The organism is Synechococcus sp. RC10B2, from assembly GCF_047502635.1.
The window spans coordinates 50,237-72,506 of record NZ_JANSHO010000044.1 but is presented as its reverse complement, the minus strand read 5'-3'; the positions used below and the strand labels follow the sequence as shown (position 1 = coordinate 72,506).

19 protein-coding genes and 1 tRNA gene are annotated in these 22,270 nt (G+C 62.2%); 7 read left to right on the top strand and 13 right to left on the bottom strand.

What is annotated here, in order from left to right; all coding sequences use genetic code 11:
- Positions 1 to 20: 20 nt before the first annotated feature.
- The 4 genes from NW855_RS05525 to NW855_RS05510 form a co-directional block, all read right to left on the bottom strand.
- A tRNA-Cys gene (locus tag NW855_RS05525) sits at positions 21 to 92 on the bottom strand.
- A 278-nt stretch (positions 93 to 370) separates the two neighbouring features.
- Complete coding sequence (locus tag NW855_RS05520; RefSeq protein WP_414402330.1) at positions 371 to 1,630, bottom strand: CO2 hydration protein; 1,260 nt, start codon at positions 1,628 to 1,630, stop codon at positions 371 to 373.
- A 53-nt stretch (positions 1,631 to 1,683) separates the two neighbouring features.
- Entirely contained in the window at positions 1,684 to 3,201 is a 1,518-nt protein-coding gene (locus NW855_RS05515; protein ID WP_414402331.1) for an NADH-quinone oxidoreductase subunit M, read from the bottom strand.
- Positions 3,202 to 3,214: 13 nt separating this feature from the next.
- Positions 3,215 to 5,074: an NAD(P)H-quinone oxidoreductase subunit F gene (locus NW855_RS05510; RefSeq protein ID WP_011430435.1), complete on the bottom strand. Its 1,860-nt coding sequence runs from the start codon at positions 5,072 to 5,074 to the stop codon at positions 3,215 to 3,217.
- A 255-nt stretch (positions 5,075 to 5,329) separates the two neighbouring features.
- On the opposite strand from NW855_RS05510, the gene NW855_RS05505 reads away from it, so the two are divergent.
- Positions 5,330 to 5,470 carry a hypothetical protein gene (locus NW855_RS05505; protein WP_414401526.1) on the top strand — a complete coding sequence of 47 codons (141 nt, stop codon included), beginning with the start codon at positions 5,330 to 5,332 and terminating at the stop codon, positions 5,468 to 5,470.
- Positions 5,471 to 5,501: 31 nt separating this feature from the next.
- Here NW855_RS05505 and cobJ read toward each other — a convergent pair whose 3' ends face one another.
- Complete coding sequence (gene cobJ, locus NW855_RS05500) at positions 5,502 to 7,370, bottom strand: precorrin-3B C(17)-methyltransferase (RefSeq protein WP_099812059.1); 1,869 nt, start codon at positions 7,368 to 7,370, stop codon at positions 5,502 to 5,504.
- A 55-nt stretch (positions 7,371 to 7,425) separates the two neighbouring features.
- Here cobJ and NW855_RS05495 point away from each other — a divergent pair, with 55 nt between their 5' ends.
- The 4 genes from NW855_RS05495 (at position 7,426) to NW855_RS05480 (ending at position 9,743) form a co-directional block, all read left to right on the top strand.
- Complete coding sequence (locus NW855_RS05495) at positions 7,426 to 8,067, top strand: hypothetical protein (protein ID WP_011430432.1); 642 nt, start codon at positions 7,426 to 7,428, stop codon at positions 8,065 to 8,067.
- A 58-nt stretch (positions 8,068 to 8,125) separates the two neighbouring features.
- Positions 8,126 to 8,590, top strand: a complete 465-nt coding sequence (locus NW855_RS05490; RefSeq protein ID WP_041438366.1) for an FKBP-type peptidyl-prolyl cis-trans isomerase — start codon at positions 8,126 to 8,128, stop codon at positions 8,588 to 8,590.
- Between the two features lie 108 nt (positions 8,591 to 8,698).
- A complete protein-coding gene (locus NW855_RS05485; RefSeq protein ID WP_240527650.1) occupies positions 8,699 to 9,277 on the top strand; it encodes a 5-formyltetrahydrofolate cyclo-ligase in 579 nt (192 codons plus the stop codon).
- A gap of 25 nt (positions 9,278 to 9,302) precedes the next feature.
- Complete coding sequence (locus tag NW855_RS05480) at positions 9,303 to 9,743, top strand: FxLYD domain-containing protein (RefSeq protein ID WP_011430429.1); 441 nt, start codon at positions 9,303 to 9,305, stop codon at positions 9,741 to 9,743.
- Here NW855_RS05480 and NW855_RS05475 read toward each other — a convergent pair.
- Positions 9,740 to 11,014 (bottom strand): amidohydrolase family protein, encoded by a 1,275-nt coding sequence (locus tag NW855_RS05475; RefSeq protein WP_414402332.1) that lies wholly within the window; start codon positions 11,012 to 11,014, stop codon positions 9,740 to 9,742. The two genes, NW855_RS05480 and NW855_RS05475, sit on opposite strands and share 4 nt — an antisense overlap.
- A 146-nt stretch (positions 11,015 to 11,160) precedes the next feature.
- Between NW855_RS05475 and hflX the strand changes: the two genes are divergently transcribed.
- Together hflX and NW855_RS05465 are read left to right on the top strand one after the other, a co-directional pair.
- Positions 11,161 to 12,903 carry a GTPase HflX gene (gene hflX / locus NW855_RS05470; protein ID WP_414402333.1) on the top strand — a complete coding sequence of 581 codons (1,743 nt, stop codon included), beginning with the start codon at positions 11,161 to 11,163 and terminating at the stop codon, positions 12,901 to 12,903.
- 114 nt (positions 12,904 to 13,017) lie between these two features.
- On the top strand, positions 13,018 to 14,748 hold the full coding sequence (locus NW855_RS05465; RefSeq protein WP_099812067.1) for a diflavin flavoprotein: 1,731 nt from the start codon (positions 13,018 to 13,020) through the stop codon (positions 14,746 to 14,748).
- An 80-nt stretch (positions 14,749 to 14,828) separates the two neighbouring features.
- On the opposite strand, the gene NW855_RS05460 is transcribed toward NW855_RS05465, so the two are convergent.
- From NW855_RS05460 to NW855_RS05430, 7 genes are all read right to left on the bottom strand, one after another.
- Positions 14,829 to 15,203 carry a hypothetical protein gene (locus NW855_RS05460; protein ID WP_041438360.1) on the bottom strand — a complete coding sequence of 125 codons (375 nt, stop codon included), beginning with the start codon at positions 15,201 to 15,203 and terminating at the stop codon, positions 14,829 to 14,831.
- A gap of 173 nt (positions 15,204 to 15,376) precedes the next feature.
- A complete protein-coding gene (locus NW855_RS05455; protein WP_011430416.1) occupies positions 15,377 to 16,027 on the bottom strand; it encodes a precorrin-8X methylmutase in 651 nt (216 codons plus the stop codon).
- 81 nt (positions 16,028 to 16,108) lie between these two features.
- Positions 16,109 to 16,450, bottom strand: coding sequence for a histidine triad nucleotide-binding protein (locus NW855_RS05450; RefSeq protein WP_011430415.1), 342 nt, complete (start codon positions 16,448 to 16,450; stop codon positions 16,109 to 16,111).
- A 48-nt stretch (positions 16,451 to 16,498) separates the two neighbouring features.
- Positions 16,499 to 16,837 (bottom strand): hypothetical protein, encoded by a 339-nt coding sequence (locus NW855_RS05445; RefSeq protein ID WP_011430414.1) that lies wholly within the window; start codon positions 16,835 to 16,837, stop codon positions 16,499 to 16,501.
- A gap of 401 nt (positions 16,838 to 17,238) precedes the next feature.
- Positions 17,239 to 19,347: an NAD(P)/FAD-dependent oxidoreductase gene (locus NW855_RS05440; RefSeq protein ID WP_049749753.1), complete on the bottom strand. Its 2,109-nt coding sequence runs from the start codon at positions 19,345 to 19,347 to the stop codon at positions 17,239 to 17,241.
- Between the two features lie 171 nt (positions 19,348 to 19,518).
- Complete coding sequence (locus NW855_RS05435) at positions 19,519 to 21,042, bottom strand: AAA family ATPase (RefSeq protein WP_414402350.1); 1,524 nt, start codon at positions 21,040 to 21,042, stop codon at positions 19,519 to 19,521.
- A gap of 154 nt (positions 21,043 to 21,196) precedes the next feature.
- Positions 21,197 to 22,243 carry a thiamine phosphate synthase gene (locus tag NW855_RS05430; protein ID WP_414508507.1) on the bottom strand — a complete coding sequence of 349 codons (1,047 nt, stop codon included), beginning with the start codon at positions 22,241 to 22,243 and terminating at the stop codon, positions 21,197 to 21,199.
- Between the last annotated feature and the right edge of the window lie 27 nt (positions 22,244 to 22,270).

Genomic DNA, 22,270 nt, shown 5'->3' with positions numbered 1-22,270 from the left:
CTGGGGATGTCAGGTTTGAGAGGTGGCGGCCAGATTCGAACTGGCGCATAGAGGTTTTGCAGACCTCTGCCTTACCACTTGGCTACGCCACCCTACTCCTCAATCGGACAAAACATTGTATCCGAAAATGGGATCCCGCTTCCACTTGCTGCAGCCAACGGCAACAGCGCTCGGGTTCGCTAGGCATCGACAATAGCTTGGTAGCCCCGTACTTGAGTGCGGGGCGAAAAAGCCCTTGAGCCACTTTAGTTGCTTCTTTGTTATAGTTAGTACAGAGCTTCTCCAGGAAAACAACCTACTGCGGTGCAAAACCCGCGCGGCAATAACTAACCTGGAGGAACTTAAGTCCGAAGTAAGCAGAACTTTGAGGTTATGCCTCAAAGGACTGTCTAGGGGCGTCTTGACAGCGCCTTCGCGAGTCCATCTTGGGCTGCGTAAGAATCCGCTGGGTGGGAGTGTCAACTTCTTCTTGTACCCTCAGCAGGCGGGATCCCAGCAGCCGCTGCAGCCAGGGGGCGAGAAACTCGCGATTGGCCAACTGCTGCTGGGGATCCTGGGTTTCCAGAGGAAAGGGGGCAAGGGCCCGCAGGGCGGCGGTGGTAACACAGAACATGGCCTTTTGGAAGCTGAGGCAGATTTTCACCCGCAGGTCATCTTCCCCGCGCGGCTGGCGGCGGTAGTGCTCCCGCAAATAGCCAGGCAGGTGGCGCATCATATCCTGCATCAAGAGAGTAGGGGGGATCCCGGCGCTCCCCACCGGCAGCGGATCGGCATACAAAGCGCCGTAGGCGAAGTCCGCCTGCTCGGCCGGGATCTGGTGGGCCTGGGCATTGTAGGAGACGGTGCCCATGAAGGGAAAGGAGCGGAAAAACACAGCTTCCACGTAGGGCAGGGCCGTATCGGGCAGGAAGGTCAGCCCCGCCGACAGGGGGATGATCTCGTAGCGGCGGCCCCAGATGCAGGGGGCGTAGGTGATGGGCTTGTTGGCAGCTGCCACCAACCCCTGCTGAATGTGGGCTACTACGTCGGGAAGCGTGAGCTGCGGTTCGCTCTCGCGGCGCTTGGCCAAGGCCAGGAAGATATCGCTCATCACCCGCCAGAACTGGCCCAGGCCGCTGTACATGGCCAGCATGCGCACCTGTTCCAGCGCAAAGTCGGGGCAGAGGAAGTTGAGGCCCTGCAGAAGGGGGTTGAAGCGGAACTTGGCCCGGATGGCCACCTTGGCCCGCTCGACAAATTCGGGAGTATCCAGATAGCGATCGAGGCCTCCCCCTCCATGCCAGAGCATGGCTTTCATGCAGTATTCGGCAAACTCGTAGTTGATGCGGTCATGCCAGAGGTAGCGCAGCCATTTGCCCAGGGTGATTTCGCCGTTGAAGTACTTAAAAACTGGGAAGAGCTCCAAAAATTGGTGGTCGGCTATGAAGATCAAATTCTGGGAGTAGGCATCCAGCACCTGGCCGTAGCTGTGGAGGATGCCGATGACCTCCAGCCGGTTGCTGGAAGAATCCGGCACAAGGGCTCCCCCTGCTTCTAGGCGTTGGACGATGGGAGCCAGTCGCCGTTGCTCTAGAGGATCTAAGCCAGCCAGAAAGAAACGGGAAGGAGCGGGAACAAGGGTGGCCGTCATGGGAGAAGGAGGGGTTGAGACAACAACAAAAACTCAGTCGTATCACTAAATCGTCACAACGAAAAGAACCCAGGCTCGAAAGCAGTGGTCGGCCCGCCTGCTTCGGCAAGATTGAGGGCCGCCGGCTTGGCCAAATGGGCGGCGGTGGACTCCACCCAGTGGGTTGCCCAGGCAGGCTGGAGGCCAAGCACCACCACCAGCGAGGCCAAAACTACAGCAGGCAGGCGTTCTCCCGTGGCGCGTCGTTGCATGGCAATGGCCACTTCCGAGAGGCGCCCGAAAAAGACGCGGTTCACCATCAGCAAAAAGTAGGCCGCCGTCAATCCCGTCCCCACCATGCACAGCAACGTCTGCAGGGGGAAGACGGGGAAGCTGCCCCGAAAGAGGGTGAACTCGGCAATAAAGCCCACCAGGCCGGGCGTGCCGCCGCTGGCCATCACCCCCAACACCATCAAGCTTCCAACAAGTGGCAGGCCGCGTTCCAGGTTGAGCAATCCCCGCAGCCGCTTGAGATCCCGCGTGCCGGTGTTGGCGTAGACAGCACCCACCAGCAAAAACAGCAGCGAGGAAATCAGCCCATGGCTCACCATCTGGAAGACGGATCCCACCAAGGAGAGGGGGGTGGCCGCCGCCGTGCCCAGGAGAATGTAGCCCATGTGGGCAATGGAGCTGTAGGCCACCAGCTTTTTCATGTCTTGCTGCACCAAGGCGTTCAGGGATCCATACAGCACATTGGCCACCGCCCAACTGGCCAGCCACGGCCCGGCTTGCTCCCAGGCATCGGGCAAAAGCTGCAGGCCAAAGCGCACCAGGCCATAGGTGCCCAACTTGAGCAAGAGCCCCGCCAAGAGCACAGAAATGGGGGTGGAAGCCTCCACGTGGGCGTCCGGCAGCCAGGTGTGGAAGGGCACCAAGGGGATCTTGATGGCCAGCCCCAGCAGGATGGGAATGAGGATGAGAATCTGGGGCAGCAGCGGCAAGGGGTGGGCCTGCAAAACGGTGTAGGTAAAACTGTGGGCGTCGCTCAGCCAACTGAGGCCGAAAAAGCCAATCAGCAGAAGCACCCCCGAGAGGGCGGTGTAGACCAAAAACTTGGTGGCGGCATAGGTGCGCCGCGGCCCGCCCCAGATGGCAATCAGCAGATAAAGGGGAATTAGCTCGACTTCGTAGAACAAGAAAAACAGCAGCAGGTTCTGGGCCAGAAAAGCCCCCACAATGGCGGCTGCTAGCAGCAACACCAAGCTGTAGTAGAGGCGGGGCCGCTCCACCGGGCCGCTGGCCCAGAGGGCAATCAATACCAGCAAGCCGGTCATCACCACTAGCGGCAGGGAGATCCCGTCCACCCCCAGCTCGTAAACCAGGCCCAACTGCGGGATCCAGGCCATCTGTTCGGCCATCTGGATCCCTTGCGCTTGGGGATCAAACTGCAGCAGCAGCCCCAAGCTCAGCCCCAACCAAGCCAGGCCGAAGCCCAAGGCCAAACTTCGGTGCAGGCCCTTCCCCGCTTGCTCGGGGATCAGCCCCACCAGCAGGCCACCCAATAGGGGGATCCCGATTAGAAGGCTGAGCATGGTTCCTCCCGTCTCAATAGGCCAATCCCACCAGGGGCGAGCGCAGCAGCCAAGCGGTAACCACCACGACCCCGATGACAATGAGCAACACGTAGAGCTGCATCCGCCCCGACAGGGTGTACTTGAGGGCTTCGCCGCTAAACCAAAAAGCCAGGCTCACTCCGTTCACCAGGCCATCCACCCCGTTGCGATCCAGCCACTCCAGTCCGCGGGAAAGGGCGCCGACCGGCTGCACCACCAAAGCCTGGTAGAGCTGCCCGGTGTAGAAATCCTGCGCCAACAGATCCTGCAGCTCCGGCCAGGGTAGGCGCAGCCGCCGCCGGCCCCCCCAGTACAGCCAAGCACCAACACCGGCCCCCAGCAAACCCGAGGCCGCCAGCAGAGCCGCCATCTGCTGCAGCTCTGGGATCCAACCGGGATAAAGCCCCCAGCGCCAAAACAGCCAGGGCATGAGCAGGTTCTGCACCGTCAGAATGACCATGGGCAGGGCCATCGGCCAGCCCACCTCAGGGGCACGGCGCGTCTTGGGCTGCGGGGATCCCAAGAAGACCAGGCCAAACACCCGCGCCAGGTTCAAAGCCGTCAGCCCATTCATCAGCAGCAACACCCCCAACAGGGCCGGCTGCAGGGCGCTGTACACCAGCGCCAGGCGGATTAGGATCCAAAAGCACCCCAGGGGCAACAGGGCCACCATCCCCAGGGATCCCACAGCAAAGGCGGCCACCGTAGCCGGCATGCGGCCCCCTAGGCCCCCCAGCTCCGTCAGATCTTGGGTAGAAGTGGTGTAGATGAGGGATCCCACCCCCATAAACAGCAGCGCCTTGGCCAGGCCGTGCAGCAGCAGCAGCTCCAGCGCCAAATCCGGCTGCCCCGTCCCCACCGCCCCAAACACCAGGCCCAGGTAGGCGCTGGTGGAATAGGAGAAGGTGCGCTTGAGATCGATTTGCGCCAAGGCCACCAGGGATCCCCCTACGGCTGTGATGGTGCCGATGGCCACCAGCACCCCATCCGTGAAAGGGGAGAGGGCCAAGACTGGCTGCAGCTTGATGAGGACAAAAGCTCCAGCGGCCACCACTGCCGAGTTGCGCAGGATCGAAGCCGGGTTGGGCGCCTCCATGGCCTCATCCAGCCACAGGTGCAGCGGGAACTGGGCGCACTTGCCCAGCGGCCCGGCAATCAAAGCCAACCCCATCAAGGCCGCCCAAGTTGGATCCAAGCTGGCCGTAGCCGCCCAATCGCGCAGGCCGGAAAAGGTCAAGGAGCCGGAGAAATTGGAAACCGCCACCACCCCCATCAACAGCAGCAGGTCTCCCACCCGTTTGGTGAGAAAAGCATCCCGCGCCGCCGTGACCACCAGCGGCTGGGCGTACCAAAAGCCCACCAATAAGTAGGTGGAAAGCGTGAGCATCTCCAGCAGCGCGTAGCTGAGAAACAGCGAATCGCTGAGGGCGATCCCCGTCATCCCCCCCTCAAAAAAGCCCATCAGGGCGGCAAAGCGGCCCAACCCCCAATCCTTGTCCAGGTACCCCAGGGCGTAGATCTGGGCCAGCAAGCTCAAGCCGCTTACCCAGACCACCGCCCCCAGCGTCAGAGGCGAGACCTCCAAAGCCAGGGACAAGTCCAAATCGGCCACCCGAAACCAGAGGTAGTTCAGGAGCTGGGGATCCCGACCCCAAACTTGTCGCAACAGCCAAAAGCTATGAGCAAGGGCCGCAAAGGTCAGCAGGATATTGAGGTAGGCTGCCGGACGTGGGCCACTGCGCTTGATCCAGCCAGCGGCCCAAGGAAGAGCCAGCGCTGTCCCTACCCAGCCATAAAAGGGGAGACACCAGGCGCTCTCTGGCCCAATTGCCCAGTCTTCAAAACCCGCCATCTGCTGCTTGCAACAAGTAGTTAAGCATTTTTTAATGAACAGCTACAGTCCAATATACTAGGAGTTTTCCAGCGGCAGCGTCTCTCCCCACTTGGACACAGCTTCTGCCTCTGCCTAGGCAAGCAGGCGGCGCCCTTAGATTCTTTGAGCTCCCGGTTCTTTTGGACAGAAAATGGCGGCGCTCCGAATACCTTGCCCAGACCCCGGCTGGGGCTATCGCGGATTGGCGCCAGGGGGAGTGAGACCCCTCACCGATTGATTCTCCTCTTTAGGCTGGGCAGCCCTCCTGACCACAGCCAGGACTATCGCCTGCAAGCCGAGGTGTGGCACGAGGTGGAAGCTTGGGGATCCCCCTGGTGGCTGCAGTTGGATCCCCGCCATCTCACGGTGTTTTGAATCGAAATCCAACGGCCATCAGGTGGGTTCATCACAAGCGGTAGCCGCGGGGAGTGATCAGCCGGCTGCCGTAGCGAAAGGTCTGCGAGCTGCCGATCAAGACCAGGGTAAACATGTCCACCTGCTCAGGATCCAACTCCCCTAGCGTGGTGAGGTGGATGGCCTCGCCGGGACGGTAGAGGTTGCGGGCCACCGCCACCGGGGTGTGGGTGGGGCGGGCCCGGCGAAAGATCTGCAGCGCCTTGAGGAAGGGATCCAACCGCTGCCGCGAGCGGGGGTTATACAGGGCCACCACAAAGTCGGCCTGGGCAGCCGCCTGCAGGCGTTGCTCGATGGCCGGCCAGGGGGTGAGGCGATCCGAGAGGGAAATAGCGCAAAAATCCTGCATGAGAGGGGCTCCTAGGCGAGCGGCAGCAGCTTGAAGGGCGGAGATCCCCGGCAGCACCTCCAGGGAGGGGCGGATCCCATCCCAGCCGCTGCGGGCCAAGTACTCCAGCACCAGGCCGGCCATGCCGTAGATCCCCGCATCCCCCGAAGAGATCACCGCCACCTGCAGCCCCTGCTGGGCCAGGGCGATGGCGCGCTGCGCCCGCTGCACCTCCTGGGTGATGGGAAAGGCTTCGCAAATCTGGCCGGGGTGCAGGAGGGGCGCCACCAAGTCCAGGTAAAGCTGGTAGCCAATCACCACCTCGGCTTGGGCCAGGGCCAGGCGGGCGGCCAAGGTCAATTGGGCGGGATCCCCAGGGCCGATGCCAATTAGCCACAGGTGCCCGGCGCGAGGGGAATACTCGCGGGCGGCGCGGGCAATGGCCAGGGTACAAGCTCCCTCGCTTTCTGAGGTGAAGATCTGCTTGGGGCAGACAAGGGTGGCTCTCCCCTGGGCTGGATTGTCCTCTCCCGACCAGCGCTGGGCCGCCAAAAGAGCAGCCGCCTCCGCCACCGAAGGGGTGCCCACCGCCTGCCGCACCGCCTCTGAAGGGTGGGGAACCGGGATCCCTGCCAGGGCCGCGGCGGAGAAAAACTGGATGGGCCAGCCATGGGCCTGGGCCAGCTCCAAGAGCCCCGCCTCATCCCGTTTCAGCTCCAGAGTGGCCAAGCCGGCAACGGCCTCGAGGGCCAGCCCCTGGTTTTGCAACAGGCGCCGCAGGGATCCCTCCAGCCAGGCGCGGCTGGTGCCCCGCTCGCAGCCCACCCCCACCCACAGCACCCGCGGATGCCAGTGGACGGTGGGGATGTGGGGGCAAGGCGTTGTGTATTCCCCAATCCGGATCTGGGCCACTGCTTGGTCGGGAGCCGTAGTCAAAAGAGGATGATCCGCTGGCCAGGCCCGCCGCCAGAGCTGCGTGCCGCAGGTTTGCTCTACGGCCACCGGCTCTCCCCGCGTCAGGGCAGCAGCTACCCCGTTCCAATCGCCACTGCCCCGCCGCCAGCCGTAGGGATGCCCCAACACATCCACAGGCGGGATCCCCAGCCCTTCGGAGGCAGAGGTGAGGATCGGCTCGGCTCCCAAAGCAGCCGCCACCTGCCGCGCCAGCGCATCGGCCCCGCCCACATGTCCCCCGCAGAGGCTAATGGCCCAGCGGCCTGATTCATCCACCACCACCACCGCCGGATCCCGGTATTTGTCCTGCAAGAGGGGGGCAATTAGCCGCACCACCGACCCAACTGGCAAGATGAAAAGACAGCCCTGCACCTGGGGCCAAGTTTGGGCCACCGCTGCCGCCAGGGATCTGGGCGCTGTGGGATGGCTGGGATCCCCATAGGCTTGCCAGGGCCAAGGCAGCGGCTCTCCCTGTGGATTGGCTTTGCTCCAGCAGATCCACTCCTCTGGCAGCAGCGACAGCAGAGCCTGGGCCAAGCGGCGACCGCGCGGGGTGGGGGCAAACAGGGCAAGCTTCATCAGCCTAGGGATCCTATACTGGACTACAGAGCCACCCGCAAATGGACAAGCGCCAATGCCAACCCCCCTTGGACTGATGCTGCCGCTGATCCCCCTGGAGGTTTTGCTCTCCACGAAGGGGCTGATGTTTTTGCTGCTATCGGCCTACGGCGGGGCCATGTGGACGTTTCTGAGCGGCGCACCGCGGGTTTACACCATCATCGTGCCCGATCTGGAGCAGGCGCGAGGGTTTTACGAAAAGGTCTTGAGGCTGCCGGAGGCGGAGCTGCCGCTGCAGTACTACTACGGCTATGAGCAAAGCATGGTCGGCTCCAGCCTGGGATCTGCCTACTTCCCGGCGGATATTGGCCTCAGCTCCCGCCTTGATGCCAAAGCCCGCTCCACCTCGACACCTCTCGATACCGCTGGCCTCTGGTATCAGCTCTCCGACACCGTGCAACTGCACGTGATCCCCGGTACCACGGATCCCTACGGCAGTCTCTCCAGAACTCCCTTTGTACCTGCCTACGGGGCGGCAGCCGGTCGCAGCAGCGGCGTCCGCTATCGCCACACCACCTACGAACGGGAAGCCCTCAAAGCCCTCCTGAAGCGGATCAACAAGCAAGGGATCCGCAGCAGCGTCCGCTCCGAAAAGCCTTTTGTCTTCTGGGTGCGCGACCATCAAGGGCAGATCGTCGAATTTGCCGAAATAGGATGAGGGGATCCCCTAAGATTGTTGGGGAGGCAAAAAGTCGGCACCGGGGGGACGCCAACGGATGAAACAGATGCTGCTGCTGTTGCTGGGTTTGCTGTGGATTGGGGTGTGGGCTGGACAGCCGGCCATGGCTCTGTCGCGAGCCAAAGATCACCCAGCAGTTACTGTGCAATCTCAAGCCCAGCAATTTATCACCACCGAGTCGGGTCTGCAGTACTACGACCTTGTCGAAGGTACAGGGCCTTCACCTCAGCCGGGGCAAACGGTGGTGGTGAACTACGTGGGCAAGCTGCAGGATGGCACCGTCTTCGATAGCTCCTACAAGCGCAATCAACCTTTTACCTTCACCTACGGGGTAGGGCAGGTGATCCGTGGCTGGGAGGAAGGTCTGGCCACCATGCGGGTGGGTGGCAAGCGGTATTTGCGCATTCCGCCGGAGTTGGCCTATGGCAGCCGCGGCGCCGGCGGCGTGATCCCTCCCAACGCTACTCTCGATTTTGAAGTGGAGCTCCTGGCCATCCAGTAGGTTCTGGATATCCACCCCTAAGCTTGACTGGGGGTGGGGAAAGTCAAGGCAGGGAGATGGCATGGCGCTGCGGCAACTCCCTTCTACGCTACAAACCTGTCTCCGTCTGTGGGGCCCAATTTTCTCCCCAAAGCTCGCTTGCGCCGGCACTTCCGCCAAGTGCGGCAAGGGGTGGATCGCTCTCTGGTCGAGCAGAAGATAGTGGCTCATCTGGCCTCTCAGCCCCGGCTTTTGGCGGCCAAGACCATCCTGGCCTACGTGGCCTTCGGCTCCGAGGTGGACTTGGGATCCCTGTTCGCCCTTTTCCCTGAAAAGCGCTGGGGGATCCCTCGTTGCTTGCCGCAGCGGCAGTTGCGGTGGCACCGCTACCACCCAGCTGAGCTTGTTCCCAACCGCTGGGGGTTGCTGGAGCCCTCTCCCAGCAGCGAAGTCATCGATCCCGCCGAAGCCGAGTTAATCCTTGTGCCCGCCCTGGCCTGCGATCGCTGGGGGAGGCGCCTGGGCTATGGCGGCGGCTATTACGACCGCTTTTTGGCCTCGCTGCCGGATCCCGGCGTGCCCAAGTGGGGCATTGTCCCGCAGGCCTGCCTACTGGAGCAGCCTCTGCCTCAGGATCCCTGGGATCAGCGCTTGGACGGGATCCAGACCGAGGAGGGGTTTTACCGGGCGGGGGATCCCCTAGACTAGGGGAGATGGGCCTTGGAGAAAAAACATGAGCCAAGTTTGGAAGAAGGGGCTTCGCTCCCTCTGCTGGAGCCTGGGTTGTGCAGCTTTGGCGGCGCTCTTGCTGGGTTTTGGAGCCATCCCCCTGCAACTGAAGGATTTGCACCTCACCCCCTGCCCGGATACCCCCGAATACACCAACCTGGTTACCAGCAACGGCAACCCCATACCGGCCAGGTGCCTATTCATTGAAGGCACGGTGGTCAACCGCTCCAGAAATACTGTGCTGAATGCGGATGTCTTCGGTCGCCTTTACGATGCCAACGGCAATGAGGTTCTGCCGGAGCGCACCCGCCTGGGAGCCATCGAGGAGGTTCCCCCCGGCGAAAGCCCCTTCTCCATTCGCATCTCCGTGCCCGTGACCAGCCCGCTGCCTCTGACTATGGAGCAGTTCAAAGCCAGCGGCTTCAGCGGCACCGTGCGCCGTTAAAGCTGGCGGGTGAAGTCCACCTGGGCCGGGCGCCCCGGCAAATGGAGCTGGGCAACCACCGGCGGGGTTTGGGCGATCAGCCGTCCCCGACGGAAAACGTACAGGCAAGCCGGTTGCAGGCGAATGGCTTCGACAGCATCGGCAGCCTGGAGCACCACCAAGTCGGCATAGCAGCCGGGTTCTAGTCCGTAGCCTTCTAACCCCAGAATGCGGGCCGGGTTTTCCGTAACCGCCAAGAAACACTGCCGCATCTGCTCATAGCCTGTCAGTTGGGCAGCGTGGATCCCCATGTGGGCCACCTCCAGCATGTTGCCGCTGCCCAGGGGATACCAGGGATCCATCACGCAGTCCTGGCCAAAAGCTACGGTCAGCCCGGCGGCCATCAGCTCCGGCACCCGCGTCAGCCCCCGCCGCTTGGGATAGGTATCGTGGCGGCCCTGCAGCACCAGGTTCACCAGCGGGTTGGCGATCACCCCCAGCTCTGCTTCGGCCATCAGGGGAATGAGTTTGCTCACGTAGGCGTTGTCCATTGAGTGCATCGAGGTGAGGTGGGAGGCGGCCACCCGCCCCTGCAAGCCCAGCCGCTGCGTCTCGTAGGCCAGGGTCTCCACGTGGCGCGAAAGCGGATCGTCTGTCTCGTCGCAGTGCAGATCCACCCGCAGACCCCGCGCCGCCGCGATCTCGCACAAGGCCCGCACCGCAGCTGCCCCTTCGGCCATCGTCCGCTCAAAGTGGGGGATCCCGCCCACCACCTCCACCCCTAGATCCAAGGCCTTCTCCAAAAGCTGCACCGCCCCCGGCGAGCGGTAGTAGCCATCTTGGGGAAAGGCCACCAGTTGCAAATCCAGGTAGGGGGACACTTTTTGCTTGACCTCCAGCAAGGCCCGCACCGCCAACAGGTTGGGATCGCACACATCCACATGGGCGCGGATGGCCAGGATCCCGCGCGCCACCGCCCAATCGCAATAGGTCAAGGCCCGCTCCATCACTGCCTCCGGCGTCAGCAGCGGCTTCAACTCCCCCCAAAGGGCGATCCCTTCCAGCAAGGTGCCCGATTGGTTGACGCGCGGGATCCCATAGGTGAGGGTGGCATCCAGGTGAAAGTGGGCATCCACAAAGGGGGGCGACACCAAGCGGCCGCTCACATCAATTTCCTGCCAGGCAGTGGCCTGCAGATTCACCTCCAGGGCAACGATGCGCTCCCCCTCAATGCCGATATCGACCCCCTTGCGGCCATCCGGCAAATTGGCCCGGCGCAAGATTACATCCATCCACCTCTTCCAAACTCGGCTTGACCCTTTTCTCGCCAGCGGTAGCTGCCTCAATGGCAAGCTCGAGACAGGGATCCCCGCAAGTTCCTGCTGGCCACTAGCGTATATGGTAGGTAAAGCCTGTTTTCGGGTATTTCCCCGTCCCTATGCCCAGGGTTAGCACCGCTTGCCAGCAGACCGACCCCCGTTTCAGCCTTGCCCAGGCCAAGGGGCTAAAGCCCTACCAGCGAAAGCAACTGCAACGGCTTTACCAACTGCGCCTGCCCCCCAATCGCTTGGTGACGGTGGAGTTTGCCCAACGGCTGGGATCCCTGACCCAGGAGCTGGAGGGCCAGCCCATTAGCGTTTACCTCAACCGGCGCGGCCAAGTCATCCGGGTGGGGCTGGGATCCCCTTTTGAGACCCAGATCCCGGCCTGGGAATTGCCCCGCCAAGGGGCGGAGCGCCTATCCGGGATCCGCTGCATCACCACCCAGGTGGGCGAGGGCGGCCCCAGCCAAAAGGCGCTGACGGCCATGGCCCTGCAGCGGCTGGACGCCCTCATTCTCCTGTCGGTATCTCCCTCAGGAGGACGGCTGCGCCGCGGCGGAGGGGCCACGGGCTTTGTCAACTACGCTTATCTGGCCCACCTAGTGCCCCAGGGAGAGAGCCGCTGGCAGGTCTCCGAGCCTCTGCCGCTGGCGACCCTGGCAGAGCAGGATCTGCAGGAGCTGGTGGCGGAGTTGGAAGATAGTTTTCGTCGCCAATTCACTGCCCGCCAGGTGGATCCCCAGCAGGAGCGGGCCATCCTCGTGGGACTGCAGGAGCCGGGACAGAGCAGCGAAGACCTCATAGACAGGCTGGCCGAGCTGGGCCGCCTGGTGGAGAGCGCCGGCGGCCAGGTGCTGCAAACCCTTTGGCAGCGGCGGGAGAGTCCCAATTCGGCCACGGCGATCGGCTCCGGTAAGGTGCAGGAGCTGGCCCTGCTGGTGCAGGATCTGGGCGCCAACCTGGTGGTGTTCGACCGCGAGCTCACCCCCAGCCAGGTGCGCACCCTGGAACAGGCAGTAGGGGTGCGGGTGGTGGATCGCAGCGAGGTGATCCTGGATATCTTTGCCCAGCGGGCCAGAACCCGGGCCGGGAAATTGCAGGTGGAGCTGGCGCAACTGCAATATCTGCTGCCGCGCCTGGCCGGCCGAGGGCGCACCATGTCGCGGTTGGGGGGTGGGATCGGCACCCGCGGCCCCGGGGAAACCCAACTGGAAATGGAGCGGCGGGCCATTCAGCGGCGCATCGCCAAGCTGCGGCAAGAAGTGGAAGAGCTGCGCCGCCACCGGCAACGGCTGCGCCAGCGACGGGAGGGATCCCAAATTCCCGTGGTGGCCCTGGTGGGCTACACCAACGCCGGCAAGTCCACCCTTCTCAACGCCCTCACCCAGGCCCAGGTCTATGTGGCCGATCAACTCTTTGCCACCTTGGATCCCACCACGCGGCGGCTGGAGCTGCCCGGCCAGCAGGCAGTGCTGTTGACTGACACGGTGGGATTCTTAACCGAGCTGCCTGAGCAATTGGTAGAGGCCTTCCAGGCCACGCTGGAGGAGGTGACGGAGGCGGATGCCCTGCTGCACGTGGTGGATCTCTCCCACCCCAACTGGGAAGGGCACATCGAGGCGGTGGAAAAATTGCTGGACGAGATGCCCCTGGCCACCGGCCCGCGACAACTGGTGTTTAACAAAATTGACCGCCTCGATCCCGAATGGGTCGAGGACGTGCGCCTGCTCTACCCCAAGGCCCTGTTTGTGTCCGCCGCCAACGGCCAAAACTTGGATCAACTGCGCCACACCCTGGCCCAGTTTGCCGCAGCTTTTGCTCCCAGACCCTGCGGGGGTCGGCAGTTTGGGGATCCCTGAAGCATTTCATCAGAAAATCAAAACTTGGCGGCTCCTCAACATTTAGTTACATCACGGTTACGATGAGTGCAGAGGGCAGTTAGGTAAAGTTGCCATTTGGCAGAGGGGGAAAACATGGCCGTTACGGCAGTTGCACCGCGTTCAGGCCATCTTACGCTGCAGACGCTGCTCATTGGAGCCGATACCCTTGCCATCCGCTCCCAGGACTGGGATCGGGATCGGTTTGATATCGAGTTCGCCCTGGAAAACGGCACCACCTACAACTCCTTTTTAATTCGCGGGGAGAAGGTGGCCCTCATCGACACCTCCCACGAGAAGTTTCGCCAGTTGTACCTGGATCTGCTGCGAGGCCTCCTGGATCCCGCCACCCTCGACTACCTGGTGGTCAGCCACACCGAGCCGGATCACAGCGGCCTAGTCGGGGATCTGCTGGAGCTGGCGCCCCAAATGACGGTAGTGGCCTCCAAAGTGGCCGTGCAATTTTTGGAAAACCTGGTGCATCGCCCCTTCCGGCACCTGGTGGTCAAGCAGGGGGATCGCCTGGATCTGGGCAAGGGACATGTTCTGGAGTTCATCTCTGCTCCCAACCTGCACTGGCCCGACACCATCCTCACCTACGACCACGGCACGCAGATCCTCTACACCTGCGACGTCTTTGGGATGCACTACTGCGATGACTTTGCCTGGGACGAGCATCCCCACCTGCTACAGGCCGACTTCAAGCTCTACTACGACTGCCTCATGGGGCCCAACGCCCGCTCGGTACTCTCGGCCCTGAAGCGCATGGAGTCCCTGCCCCCCATCGCCGCCATTGCTACCGGCCACGGCCCCCTGCTGCGCCACCACCTGTCTGATTGGGTGGAGCACTACCGCACTTGGAGCCTGGAGCAGGCCAAAGCCGAACGAATGGTGGCGGTGTTCTACCTATCGGGCTATGGCCAGGCGGAAGCATTGGCCCAAGCCATTGCCCGCGGCATCCAAAAAACCGGCGTTGCCGTAGAGCTGGCGGATCTGCGGCTGCTGGATGCCCACGAGGTGCGCGAGCTGATGAGCTTGGCCGCTGGTGTGGTGATAGGCATGCCGCCCCAAGCGGGGCCTGATGCGGCCTCCACCCAGGTGCTGCTGAAAACCCTCCTGGCTGCTGCCCACAGCAAACAAGGCTTTGGCCTGTTCGAGTCGGGGGGAGCAGATGACGAGTCGGTCTACCTCTGCCGCAACACGCTGCAGGAGATGGGCGCCAAAGAAGTGTTCCCTCCTATTCTCCTCAAGCAACCCCTAGACGAAACCCTGCTGCAATTGGCGGAGGAAGCCGGCACCGACCTGGGGCAGTGGCTAACGCGGGATCGCACCATTCAGCAGATGAAAGCCCTGGATGCCGACTTGGATCGCGCCCTAGGCCGCATCAGCAATGGCCTTTACATCCTCACCGCCCGCAAAGGGCAGGCCACCAGCGCCATGCTCGCCTCCTGGGTGGCCCAGGCCAGCAGCGATCCGCCGGGGATCAGCGTTGCCGTGGCCAAAGACCGGGCCATCGAGTCCTTCCTGCAGGTGGGCGATACCTTTGTCCTCAACGTGTTGCAGGAAGGCCATCACCAGTCCCTAATGCGCCACTTCCTGAAGCGCTTCCCGCCGGGAGCCGACCGCTTTGCCGGCATCAAGACCTACCCCGCCGCCAACGGATCCCCCATCTTGGCCGATGCCTTGGCCTACCTGGAGTGCCGCGTGGCCAGCCGCCTAGAAACCAGCGACCACTGGGTGGTCTACAGCACCCTAGAAGCCGGGCGGGTCTCCAACCTGGAGGGCCTCACCGCCGTCCACCACCGCAAGGTGGGGAATCATTACTGATCCCTCACCCCCAGGGAGAGGAGAGGTTCAGCAGGGCTTGAAATAGCCGTCCTGCTAACGCGAAAACCTCCCCGCCTATTTCAATAGGACAGTTGGTAGACCAGCCCGTTGACATGGAGGAAAAAAGGGCTACCCTCTCCCAGAGGGATCCCGGCTGGCCGCAGTGGAAAAGGCAGCCCCTCTGGGCTCTGTTCCGCTTTCTGAGCGAGGCGGTAGAAGACCTCCCCAAACCCAGAAGAGGGAATCTCCGCGGCAGCATGCTGCTGTTGCCAGCGCTGGTAGGGGCTGAGTCGAGCTTCCCTCTGGTCGATGTTCGACGGCACAGGGAGAGAGGGCGATATAGCCGGCTGTCCGGCGGGCAAAAGAGCCGCTACCTCCGCTTGGGCCCATCCTCCCCTGGCCAAGGCCATAGCCAAAAGCCAGCCGCTTCCCCAAACCCAAATGAACTGCTGCATGACCGGATCCCTCGCTCTGCCTCGACTAGCCGCTTCTCGGGCTTTTTTGTCCGGCACTGAGAAGATAGCTCCCATCTTCTCGAAGCCAGACCGAGGGAAGCATGACGGAGATCCTGCCAAGCCTGTGATCTGGATCAGAACCATTTAGATCATCAGATCAACGGAGCTCCCCTCTATCCGCTAACTGATTTGCCAGTAGGGCTTGGGCTGCTGGCTCCCACATAGGCCTGCCAAGCCAAATCCAGCAGGCCATCCAAGACCGCCGCCGCCACTGCAGGGCCGCCCTTCCGTCCCTCAGTGCGGATGTGGGGCACCATGGAATCGGCCAGCTCCTGCTTGGCTTTCACCACATCCACAAACCCAGCCGGCGTCGCGATGACCAGGGCAGGGGATACCTCTTTCTCGGCGATCAACTGCACCAGGGTGGAAAGAGCCGTCTGGGATTGGCCAATGACAAAGATTGCCTCAGGGTAGCGCTGAGCTAGGGTTTGCAGGCCCCAGGCAGAGCGGGTCTTGTCCCTCTGGGGGCGGGTGACAGCTTCGCTGCCGCAGTAGATGGGGTTGGAGAAGGTGTTCTGCACGGCCCGCGCGATGCCTACCTGCACCATCGGCTCGTCCACCACAATGGTGGTGCGCGCCGCCAAAGCCGCCGCCCCAGCCTGCAGGGCTTCGTTGCCAAAACGGATGAGGTGGAGATACTCGAAATCTGCAGTAGCGTAAATAACTCGACGAACCACCTCATACTCGGCGGGGGAAAGCTCGTGCTTGCCCACCTCCTGGTCGATGATCATCAGGCTTTCCGCATCGGTAACATGCCACTCCATCGCCTCTAAACCTCGCCTGCCAGCCACCCTCAATGGCAGCATTCTAGCTGTAGAGGCCCCACTTGGCGGCAAAACCCGAAGCTAGCCCGGCGGCCAGCCCATCGCCCGACCGCCCAGAACGTGGATGTGCAGGTGAAAGACGGTTTGACCCCCGTCTTCTCCTTGGTTGATGACCAAGCGATAACCTCTGCTTAGGCCAGCTTCAACAGCCACCCGCTGAGCCGTCAGCAGCAGGTGCCCTAGCAACGCTTCGTGTTCGGGCTTGGCCTGGGCAATGCCGGGGATAGGCTCCTTGGGCACCACCAAGATGTGGACAGGAGCCTGGGGAGCAATGTCTTTGAAGGCGATGGCTCGCTCGTCTTCGTAGACAATCTGGGCCGGGATCTCCCTGCGGATGATCTTGCTGAAAACGGTGTCGCTCATGGGTAGTTACGAAACAATCCTGCCCTTAGCCTACCCGGTTTAGGGATCTCATTGGTTGAGCAGCCACTCAAACTCCTGCTGTAGGGATTGAATGGGCCCCACCCGCGAGATCAGCAGGACATCTTCTCCGGCATCCTGAAAGCGAGACCGCCACAAACTGACCAAGTCGGGATTGTTGCACCAGAAGCGAATAACCGCTTCGATTAGCTGATCCAAATCCCAGCCCCGCCGCGCCGGCACCTCCTCCAAGGATCCCAGCAGCGCATCCAGGGTGCAAGGGCGGGTGCCCAGGTACTCTACCCGACAAGGCCGCTTTGCCAGCTCCTGCTGCTGCCAGAAAAAATCGAGGGCAGGGGCAATGCCGATGATTTCAAAAGTATAAACCATTGGATCTGGTCCTAGTTTTCTTGCCAAAATAGAGACCTTGCAAAAAGAGGTTCAGAAACTCCTCGACCGATTCAAGTTGGGATCCCTTCCCAACCCTCTTCGGCCTGAACCTGAAGGTTAGTGGATGGTAGGCACTGATTATACTCAACTTGAGCCAATTGCCAAGGTAAAGAGCAGGTGGACACAGCTCTTTTGCCGCTGGCCACTACCTGGGAATCGGCTGCTGCGGCAAACAATCTTGTGCAGATAAGGCCGAAAACTGCTAGCAAACCAAAGCAAGGACTGCCAGCACTCCTCGAGATTTTTTGTGAGTTGACTCTGCCGACAAAACAGTTGACGCCCGCCTTTCCTGGAGGCGCCAGAGAGACGGTGGAAACAACGGCTTGGTGAAAGTCTCCGGCCTAGGCCCTTTCTTCTATCCAGGTCGGTATTGGGTTTTGCAGGTTTTGCGCGGCAGGAGAGCTGGGAGCGGGGAGATGAAACTCCAGGCGCGGCTGGCCTACCCCGTAGGTGAGGGTGTAGCTCCAGCTCAGGCAGCGCAACCACAGGCGGGGGTAGCGGGACTCCAGCCAGGGCTGCAGGCGCCGCACCAGCTTGGGAAACCAACTTCCCAGGAGGGCCGAGAGCAAAGCCAGTCCGGTGTAGCTGAAGTAGGTAGGTAGCCACTGGGCAAAGCCTTCCGCTCCTACTGCCTCCCAGATCCACAGCAGCAGCCGCGGGTTCTGCAGAGCCGCTTTGATAGCCATGCGGTTAAAGGCCAGCCAGCCAGCCCGGTCTTTGATGAAGTCGTCCACCACCTCAGGCGGCTCGGTGGCGAGAATACCGAAAAAGCTGTTGAGGATGGCGTTGATGCGCTCGGGCGGCAACACCTTGCCGGTGGGCACCATCATCCCCCGCGAAAACAGCCAAGTGACGGCGGAGTTGCCCTGGTAGGCGCGGATCTGGGCTAGGTCGGCGGCTTTGAGGAGATTATGGCGCAAGGCTGTGTCCAGCAAATCGCACAGGCGAGGGCAGTTGCGCACCAGGGATCCAAACCCCGTAAAGCTCAGGGGCGATTGCAGAGCTGCCGCATCCCCAATTAAAAGGAGGCGGTCGAAGGGCTCTTGGGGAGCTGGCTGCTGGCCAAAGCGTCCGGGGATGTAGCCAAAGGTGGCTTTTTTCCACTGCAGGCGCTCCGGGTCGCAGCGGCGGTATTCCGGCAGGATGGTGAAAAAGTCTTCGTACAGCTCCAAGAGGGAGCCCGGGTTTTCCGGATGCACCTGGTGGTAGTGGAACAGGTAGAAGGTGAGATCCTCCCCCGGCCCAGGGAACAGTTCCCAGATGAGCTGCCGACCGCGGCTGATGTCGCCGTGGCTGGCCAGGATGTCGCCAAATTGGGGATCCCAAACTCCTGGCTCAAACCCCCCTGCAATGGTGGCCCCTACCGTGGGGCAAACGCTGTCGAAGGCGCGGCGGCCGTAGAGCTGCTGGGCAATGGGGGAGGCCGTCCCCATGGCATCCACCAACAGGCGGGATCCCAGAGAGAACTCTTCTTGAGTGGTTAGGTCCTTAACCACCACCGTGACGCCTTGCTCCTCGATGTAGGCCCGCTGAAACTCGCTGCGCTCGTAGATGGCACCACCCCTGGATCTCAAGATTTGACCACAGAGCTGCAGGAGCTTTTCGGCATCAATGGCCAGGTTGAGCACCGTCGGCGTGTGCAGGACGGGGGCGCGCACGGGGCTGTTGCCATCAAAAAACTTGTTAAAACCATCCGTGTATTCCCTGAGGATGAGGCTCTCCATCTCCTCAGGGCTGAGGAGGCCAAACTCCACCAGCGTCTGCAGCTCCCGCCGCGAGATGTTCCACTCCCGGTTCATGCGGCCAAAGGGCAGCCGTTCCACCAGGGCCACGCGGTAACCTAAGCGGGCCATGGCCGCGCCGTAGATAGCCCCCAACGCCCCGCCCACGATCACCAAGTCCCACTCTTGGGGGGCGGGCTCTGGGGCAGGCTGGCGAAATAGCACGGGGGGCCGGCAAGCGTGAGGGGATTGGACTTCTTCCCGCCAGCGTTTCTCCCACCAGTAAACCCGCTGCAGGTCAAACTCCCCGTTGGGGATGCGGCGGAAATACTTCACCGTCTGCGGGTAAAAGGGCTCCAGTTGCTCAAAGATGGATCCCTGGCTGAGATCGACATCTGGCAACTGCGGGTAGCGGTGGGGAAATTGGCTTTGGATAGCCCTTTCCACTTCCTTTAGCCAGCGGCCCTGCTGGGGGAAAGGCCGCTCTGACCACTGAAAGATCTTGAGATAGGTGGTGTTCAGCCCCGACCAGAGGAAAACGGCCAGCTGCGCTCCGGATCCCTCTAGGCGTAGCCCAGTGGGGGTGAGTACCTTTTGGCTGCTCGCAGGCAGAGGCAGGTGCTCCTGCAGCCAGCTCAGCACTTGAGCGGTATCTGGGCAAGGGATCTCGCGGTAGTACAGGAGCTTGAGCACAGCGCCAAGACACAAAAAAAGCCGATCTTTACCCATTGTGACACGAGGGGATGCCGGAGGTGGGGTTATCTCGACCATCCATTCCCAGAGACGAAGGGGAAGAGGCGAACTAATGCCTCAGTGACGGGATCCGACTCCAAGGCCCAAACCCGAGCCTAGGGGGCTTCCCACTCGCTCCCCTCAAGCAGGAAAAATCGGGGATCCCCTCTAGGAAGCTGCAAAACACTGCTTCATCTCCTGCAGCACCTGAGCATCCTGGGAGGCGGTTCTAGCGCCTGCCTGGGCGGCCCAGCACTTAAGGCTTTCGATCTGGTCGCGGGCAATGGAGGCCAGGGGCACAGTTTCGCGGATGGCCTGCAGGATGTCTTCCTGGGTAAAGTCTCGCCGAGCGCCGCTGCCGCTGCCTCCAAAGGCGTTGTACATAGCGTCAACGATAGCCTGCTCGATCTCGGCGCCACTGAAGTTTTGGGCGGCTGCTGCCAGCTCATCTAGGTCAAACTCCCGCAGCCGGCTGGGGCGCAGCCGCTGGAGGTGCACTCGGAAGATCTCCTTGCGCTCGGCCTGGGTGGGCAGGTTGAGAAAGAAAATCTCGTCAAAGCGGCCCTTGCGCAGCAGCTCCGGCGGCAAGAGGGGCACGTTGTTGGCGGTGGCCACGATGAAAACGGGGCTGGTCTTCTCCTGCATCCAGGTAATCAGGCTGCCAAACACCCGACGGCTGGTGCCCGAGTCCCCGTTGGCGCTGCTGGTGATGTTGCCAAAAGCTTTGTCGATTTCGTCAATCCAGAGCACACAGGGGGCCATGGCCTCCGCCAGTTGGATCATCTGGCGCACGCGGCTTTCCGATTCGCCAACAATGCCGGCAAACAGCCGCCCAACGTCCAGCCGCAACAGCGGCAGCCGCCACTCGTTGGCGATGGTTTTGGCGGAGAGGGACTTGCCGGTACCCTGGATCCCCACCAGCAGCACGCCCTTGGGATTGGGCAGGCCGTAGCGCCGCGCCTCTTCGGTAAAGGCTTCCTGGCGCACCCGCACCCAAGCTTTGAGGTTGTCCAGCCCGCCCACGCTTTTCAGGGTCTCGCGGGCGGTGAAAAACTCCAGGATGCCGGTCTGGCGGATGGCCTGCTTTTTCTCCTCCAACACCAGGTCGATGTCGGCCTCGTTCACCTCCTGCTTGGCGGCCAGGGCGCGAGCCAAGACGCGGCGGATGCGCTCCCGGCTCAGCCCCTGACAGGCTTTGACCAGTTGCTCGCGGGCCAGGGGGGTGAGCTTGAGTTTTTCCGGGGCCACATAGAGCTGGATGAGGCGGCTGATCTCTTCGCTGTTGGGCAGGGGAATGTCGACGACGGTGATCTCCTCGGCCAGGTCGCTGGGCACTTCTAGAATGTGGCTGAGCAGGATCAGCGTCTTGCGGGTGCGCTTGAGCTCGCGGCTGAGGTTTTTCAGCTCCCGCAGGATAGGGGCGTTTTTGTCGCTGCTGGCGTTGCGCAGCACAAAGTGCAGATCCCGCAACACAAACAGGGTGTCTTCCTGAGGAGCCGAGCGCCACACCCGCCCCAGGGCGGCCATGATGGAGCCGCGATCTTCGCCGCTATCTTGCCAGCCCCGCACCACGTCCCAAAACAGCAGCCGCCGCGGCGGATCGGTTCTCTTGGCTACTTGCACGAGCACAGCATCCGCTGGCTCCTCTTCTGGAGAAACCAAGTAGATCAGGGGGTAGCGAGCCCGGATCATCAGATCCAGCTCCCGCACCAGTTCCCCTTGCACTTCGGTGGCGATCCCGCTCAGGATGGGATCCCCGCCGCTTTGCCGAGTGGGGTCAGTGAGATCTTTTACGGCTTCTGCCATCGGGAGTTAGGAGGGTTTTGAGAAGATTCTGTGTCTAACTTCAGGATAGAGCAGGGATCCGTTGCAGTTCGGCCAGCATGGCACGGGCGGTCTGGGTGGGATCCGCCGCCTCCATGAGAGCCCGCACCACGGCTACGCGGCTGGCGCCTGCCTGGCGCACCTCGGCCAGGTTGTGGAGGTCGATGCCGCCGATGGCAAACCAGGGCAAGTGGGCCTTCTCAGCGGCCAGGCGCACGTACTCCAGGCCGGCGGGGGGTTTTTCCGCTTTGGTGGGGGTGGCATAGACGGGGCCGACACCGATATAGTCCACGCCGCTATTGAGGGCTTGGGCCAGCTCTTCGGCATTGGTGGTCGACAGGCCAATCAGGCGCTGGGATCCCAGCAGGTGCCGCGCCTGGGCAACCGGCAGATCCGTCTGGCCCAGGTGCACCCCATCCGCTTGGCTGACCAAGGCCAAGTCCACCCGGTCGTTGACGATCATCAACGCCTGGTAGCGGTCGCACACTTGCCGCAACTGTTTGAGATCCCAGAGCATCTCCCTATCGGTGAGGTTCTTGCGGCGGTACTGCACCAGCGTCACCCCTCCCCGCAGCGCCTTTTCCACCACCTCCAGCCAGTGGGGCACCGGGCTGGTGACCAGGTAGAGATGGGCCGCCAACAGCTGTTGGCGCAGGGATCCCCCCAGCAGCTCGCTTTCTAGAACATAGAGCCGATAACGCATGTCTTTGGCCAGCTTGGCCAGGCCGGGTGCTACCCAATGACTGGACTCGGCCAACTTGCCGTATTCTTCCAAGACCCGCAGCGCTTCTTGCACACGGCTGCAATTGGCCTGCAGCAGGTGGCCGAGATCCCGCCGTTGCTCCTCTTGCGGATGGGAGATCTGGGTGCCCGGATCGGCAGGGGTGTCGCGGGCCAACCGCAGCGGGTCGCTGTGCCAGCGGGCCAGGGCTTGGCGCATGGCCTTGCATTCGCTGGCCAGCTCGCCGTTTTCTAGGCCAAAGCGAAACCACTCCTCTAGCACCCGTAATCCCTCACGAGCTCGGTCGAGGTTGGCATCCAGGATACGGGCGACGGCCTGCGGTTTCATGTCCCCTGCGCGTGGGAGTTTTAATCT

Coding starts and splice junctions, on each gene's coding strand:
- NW855_RS05440 (WP_049749753.1), bottom strand. CDS start 19,347: ATGGGTAAAGATCGGCTTTTTTTGTGTCTTGGCGCTGTGCTCAAGCTC.
- NW855_RS05510 (WP_011430435.1), bottom strand. CDS start 5,074: ATGGCGGGTTTTGAAGACTGGGCAATTGGGCCAGAGAGCGCCTGGTGT.
- NW855_RS05515 (WP_414402331.1), bottom strand. CDS start 3,201: ATGCTCAGCCTTCTAATCGGGATCCCCCTATTGGGTGGCCTGCTGGTG.
- NW855_RS05455 (WP_011430416.1), bottom strand. CDS start 16,027: ATGGAGTGGCATGTTACCGATGCGGAAAGCCTGATGATCATCGACCAG.
- NW855_RS05430 (WP_414508507.1), bottom strand. CDS start 22,243: ATGAAACCGCAGGCCGTCGCCCGTATCCTGGATGCCAACCTCGACCGA.
- cobJ (WP_099812059.1), bottom strand. CDS start 7,370: ATGAAGCTTGCCCTGTTTGCCCCCACCCCGCGCGGTCGCCGCTTGGCC.
- NW855_RS05465 (WP_099812067.1), top strand. CDS start 13,018: ATGGCCGTTACGGCAGTTGCACCGCGTTCAGGCCATCTTACGCTGCAG.
- NW855_RS05490 (WP_041438366.1), top strand. CDS start 8,126: ATGAAACAGATGCTGCTGCTGTTGCTGGGTTTGCTGTGGATTGGGGTG.
- hflX (WP_414402333.1), top strand. CDS start 11,161: ATGCCCAGGGTTAGCACCGCTTGCCAGCAGACCGACCCCCGTTTCAGC.
- NW855_RS05450 (WP_011430415.1), bottom strand. CDS start 16,450: ATGAGCGACACCGTTTTCAGCAAGATCATCCGCAGGGAGATCCCGGCC.
- NW855_RS05495 (WP_011430432.1), top strand. CDS start 7,426: ATGCCAACCCCCCTTGGACTGATGCTGCCGCTGATCCCCCTGGAGGTT.
- NW855_RS05445 (WP_011430414.1), bottom strand. CDS start 16,837: ATGGTTTATACTTTTGAAATCATCGGCATTGCCCCTGCCCTCGATTTT.
- NW855_RS05480 (WP_011430429.1), top strand. CDS start 9,303: ATGAGCCAAGTTTGGAAGAAGGGGCTTCGCTCCCTCTGCTGGAGCCTG.
- NW855_RS05475 (WP_414402332.1), bottom strand. CDS start 11,014: ATGGATGTAATCTTGCGCCGGGCCAATTTGCCGGATGGCCGCAAGGGG.
- NW855_RS05460 (WP_041438360.1), bottom strand. CDS start 15,203: ATGCAGCAGTTCATTTGGGTTTGGGGAAGCGGCTGGCTTTTGGCTATG.
- NW855_RS05520 (WP_414402330.1), bottom strand. CDS start 1,630: ATGACGGCCACCCTTGTTCCCGCTCCTTCCCGTTTCTTTCTGGCTGGC.
- NW855_RS05435 (WP_414402350.1), bottom strand. CDS start 21,042: ATGATCCGGGCTCGCTACCCCCTGATCTACTTGGTTTCTCCAGAAGAG.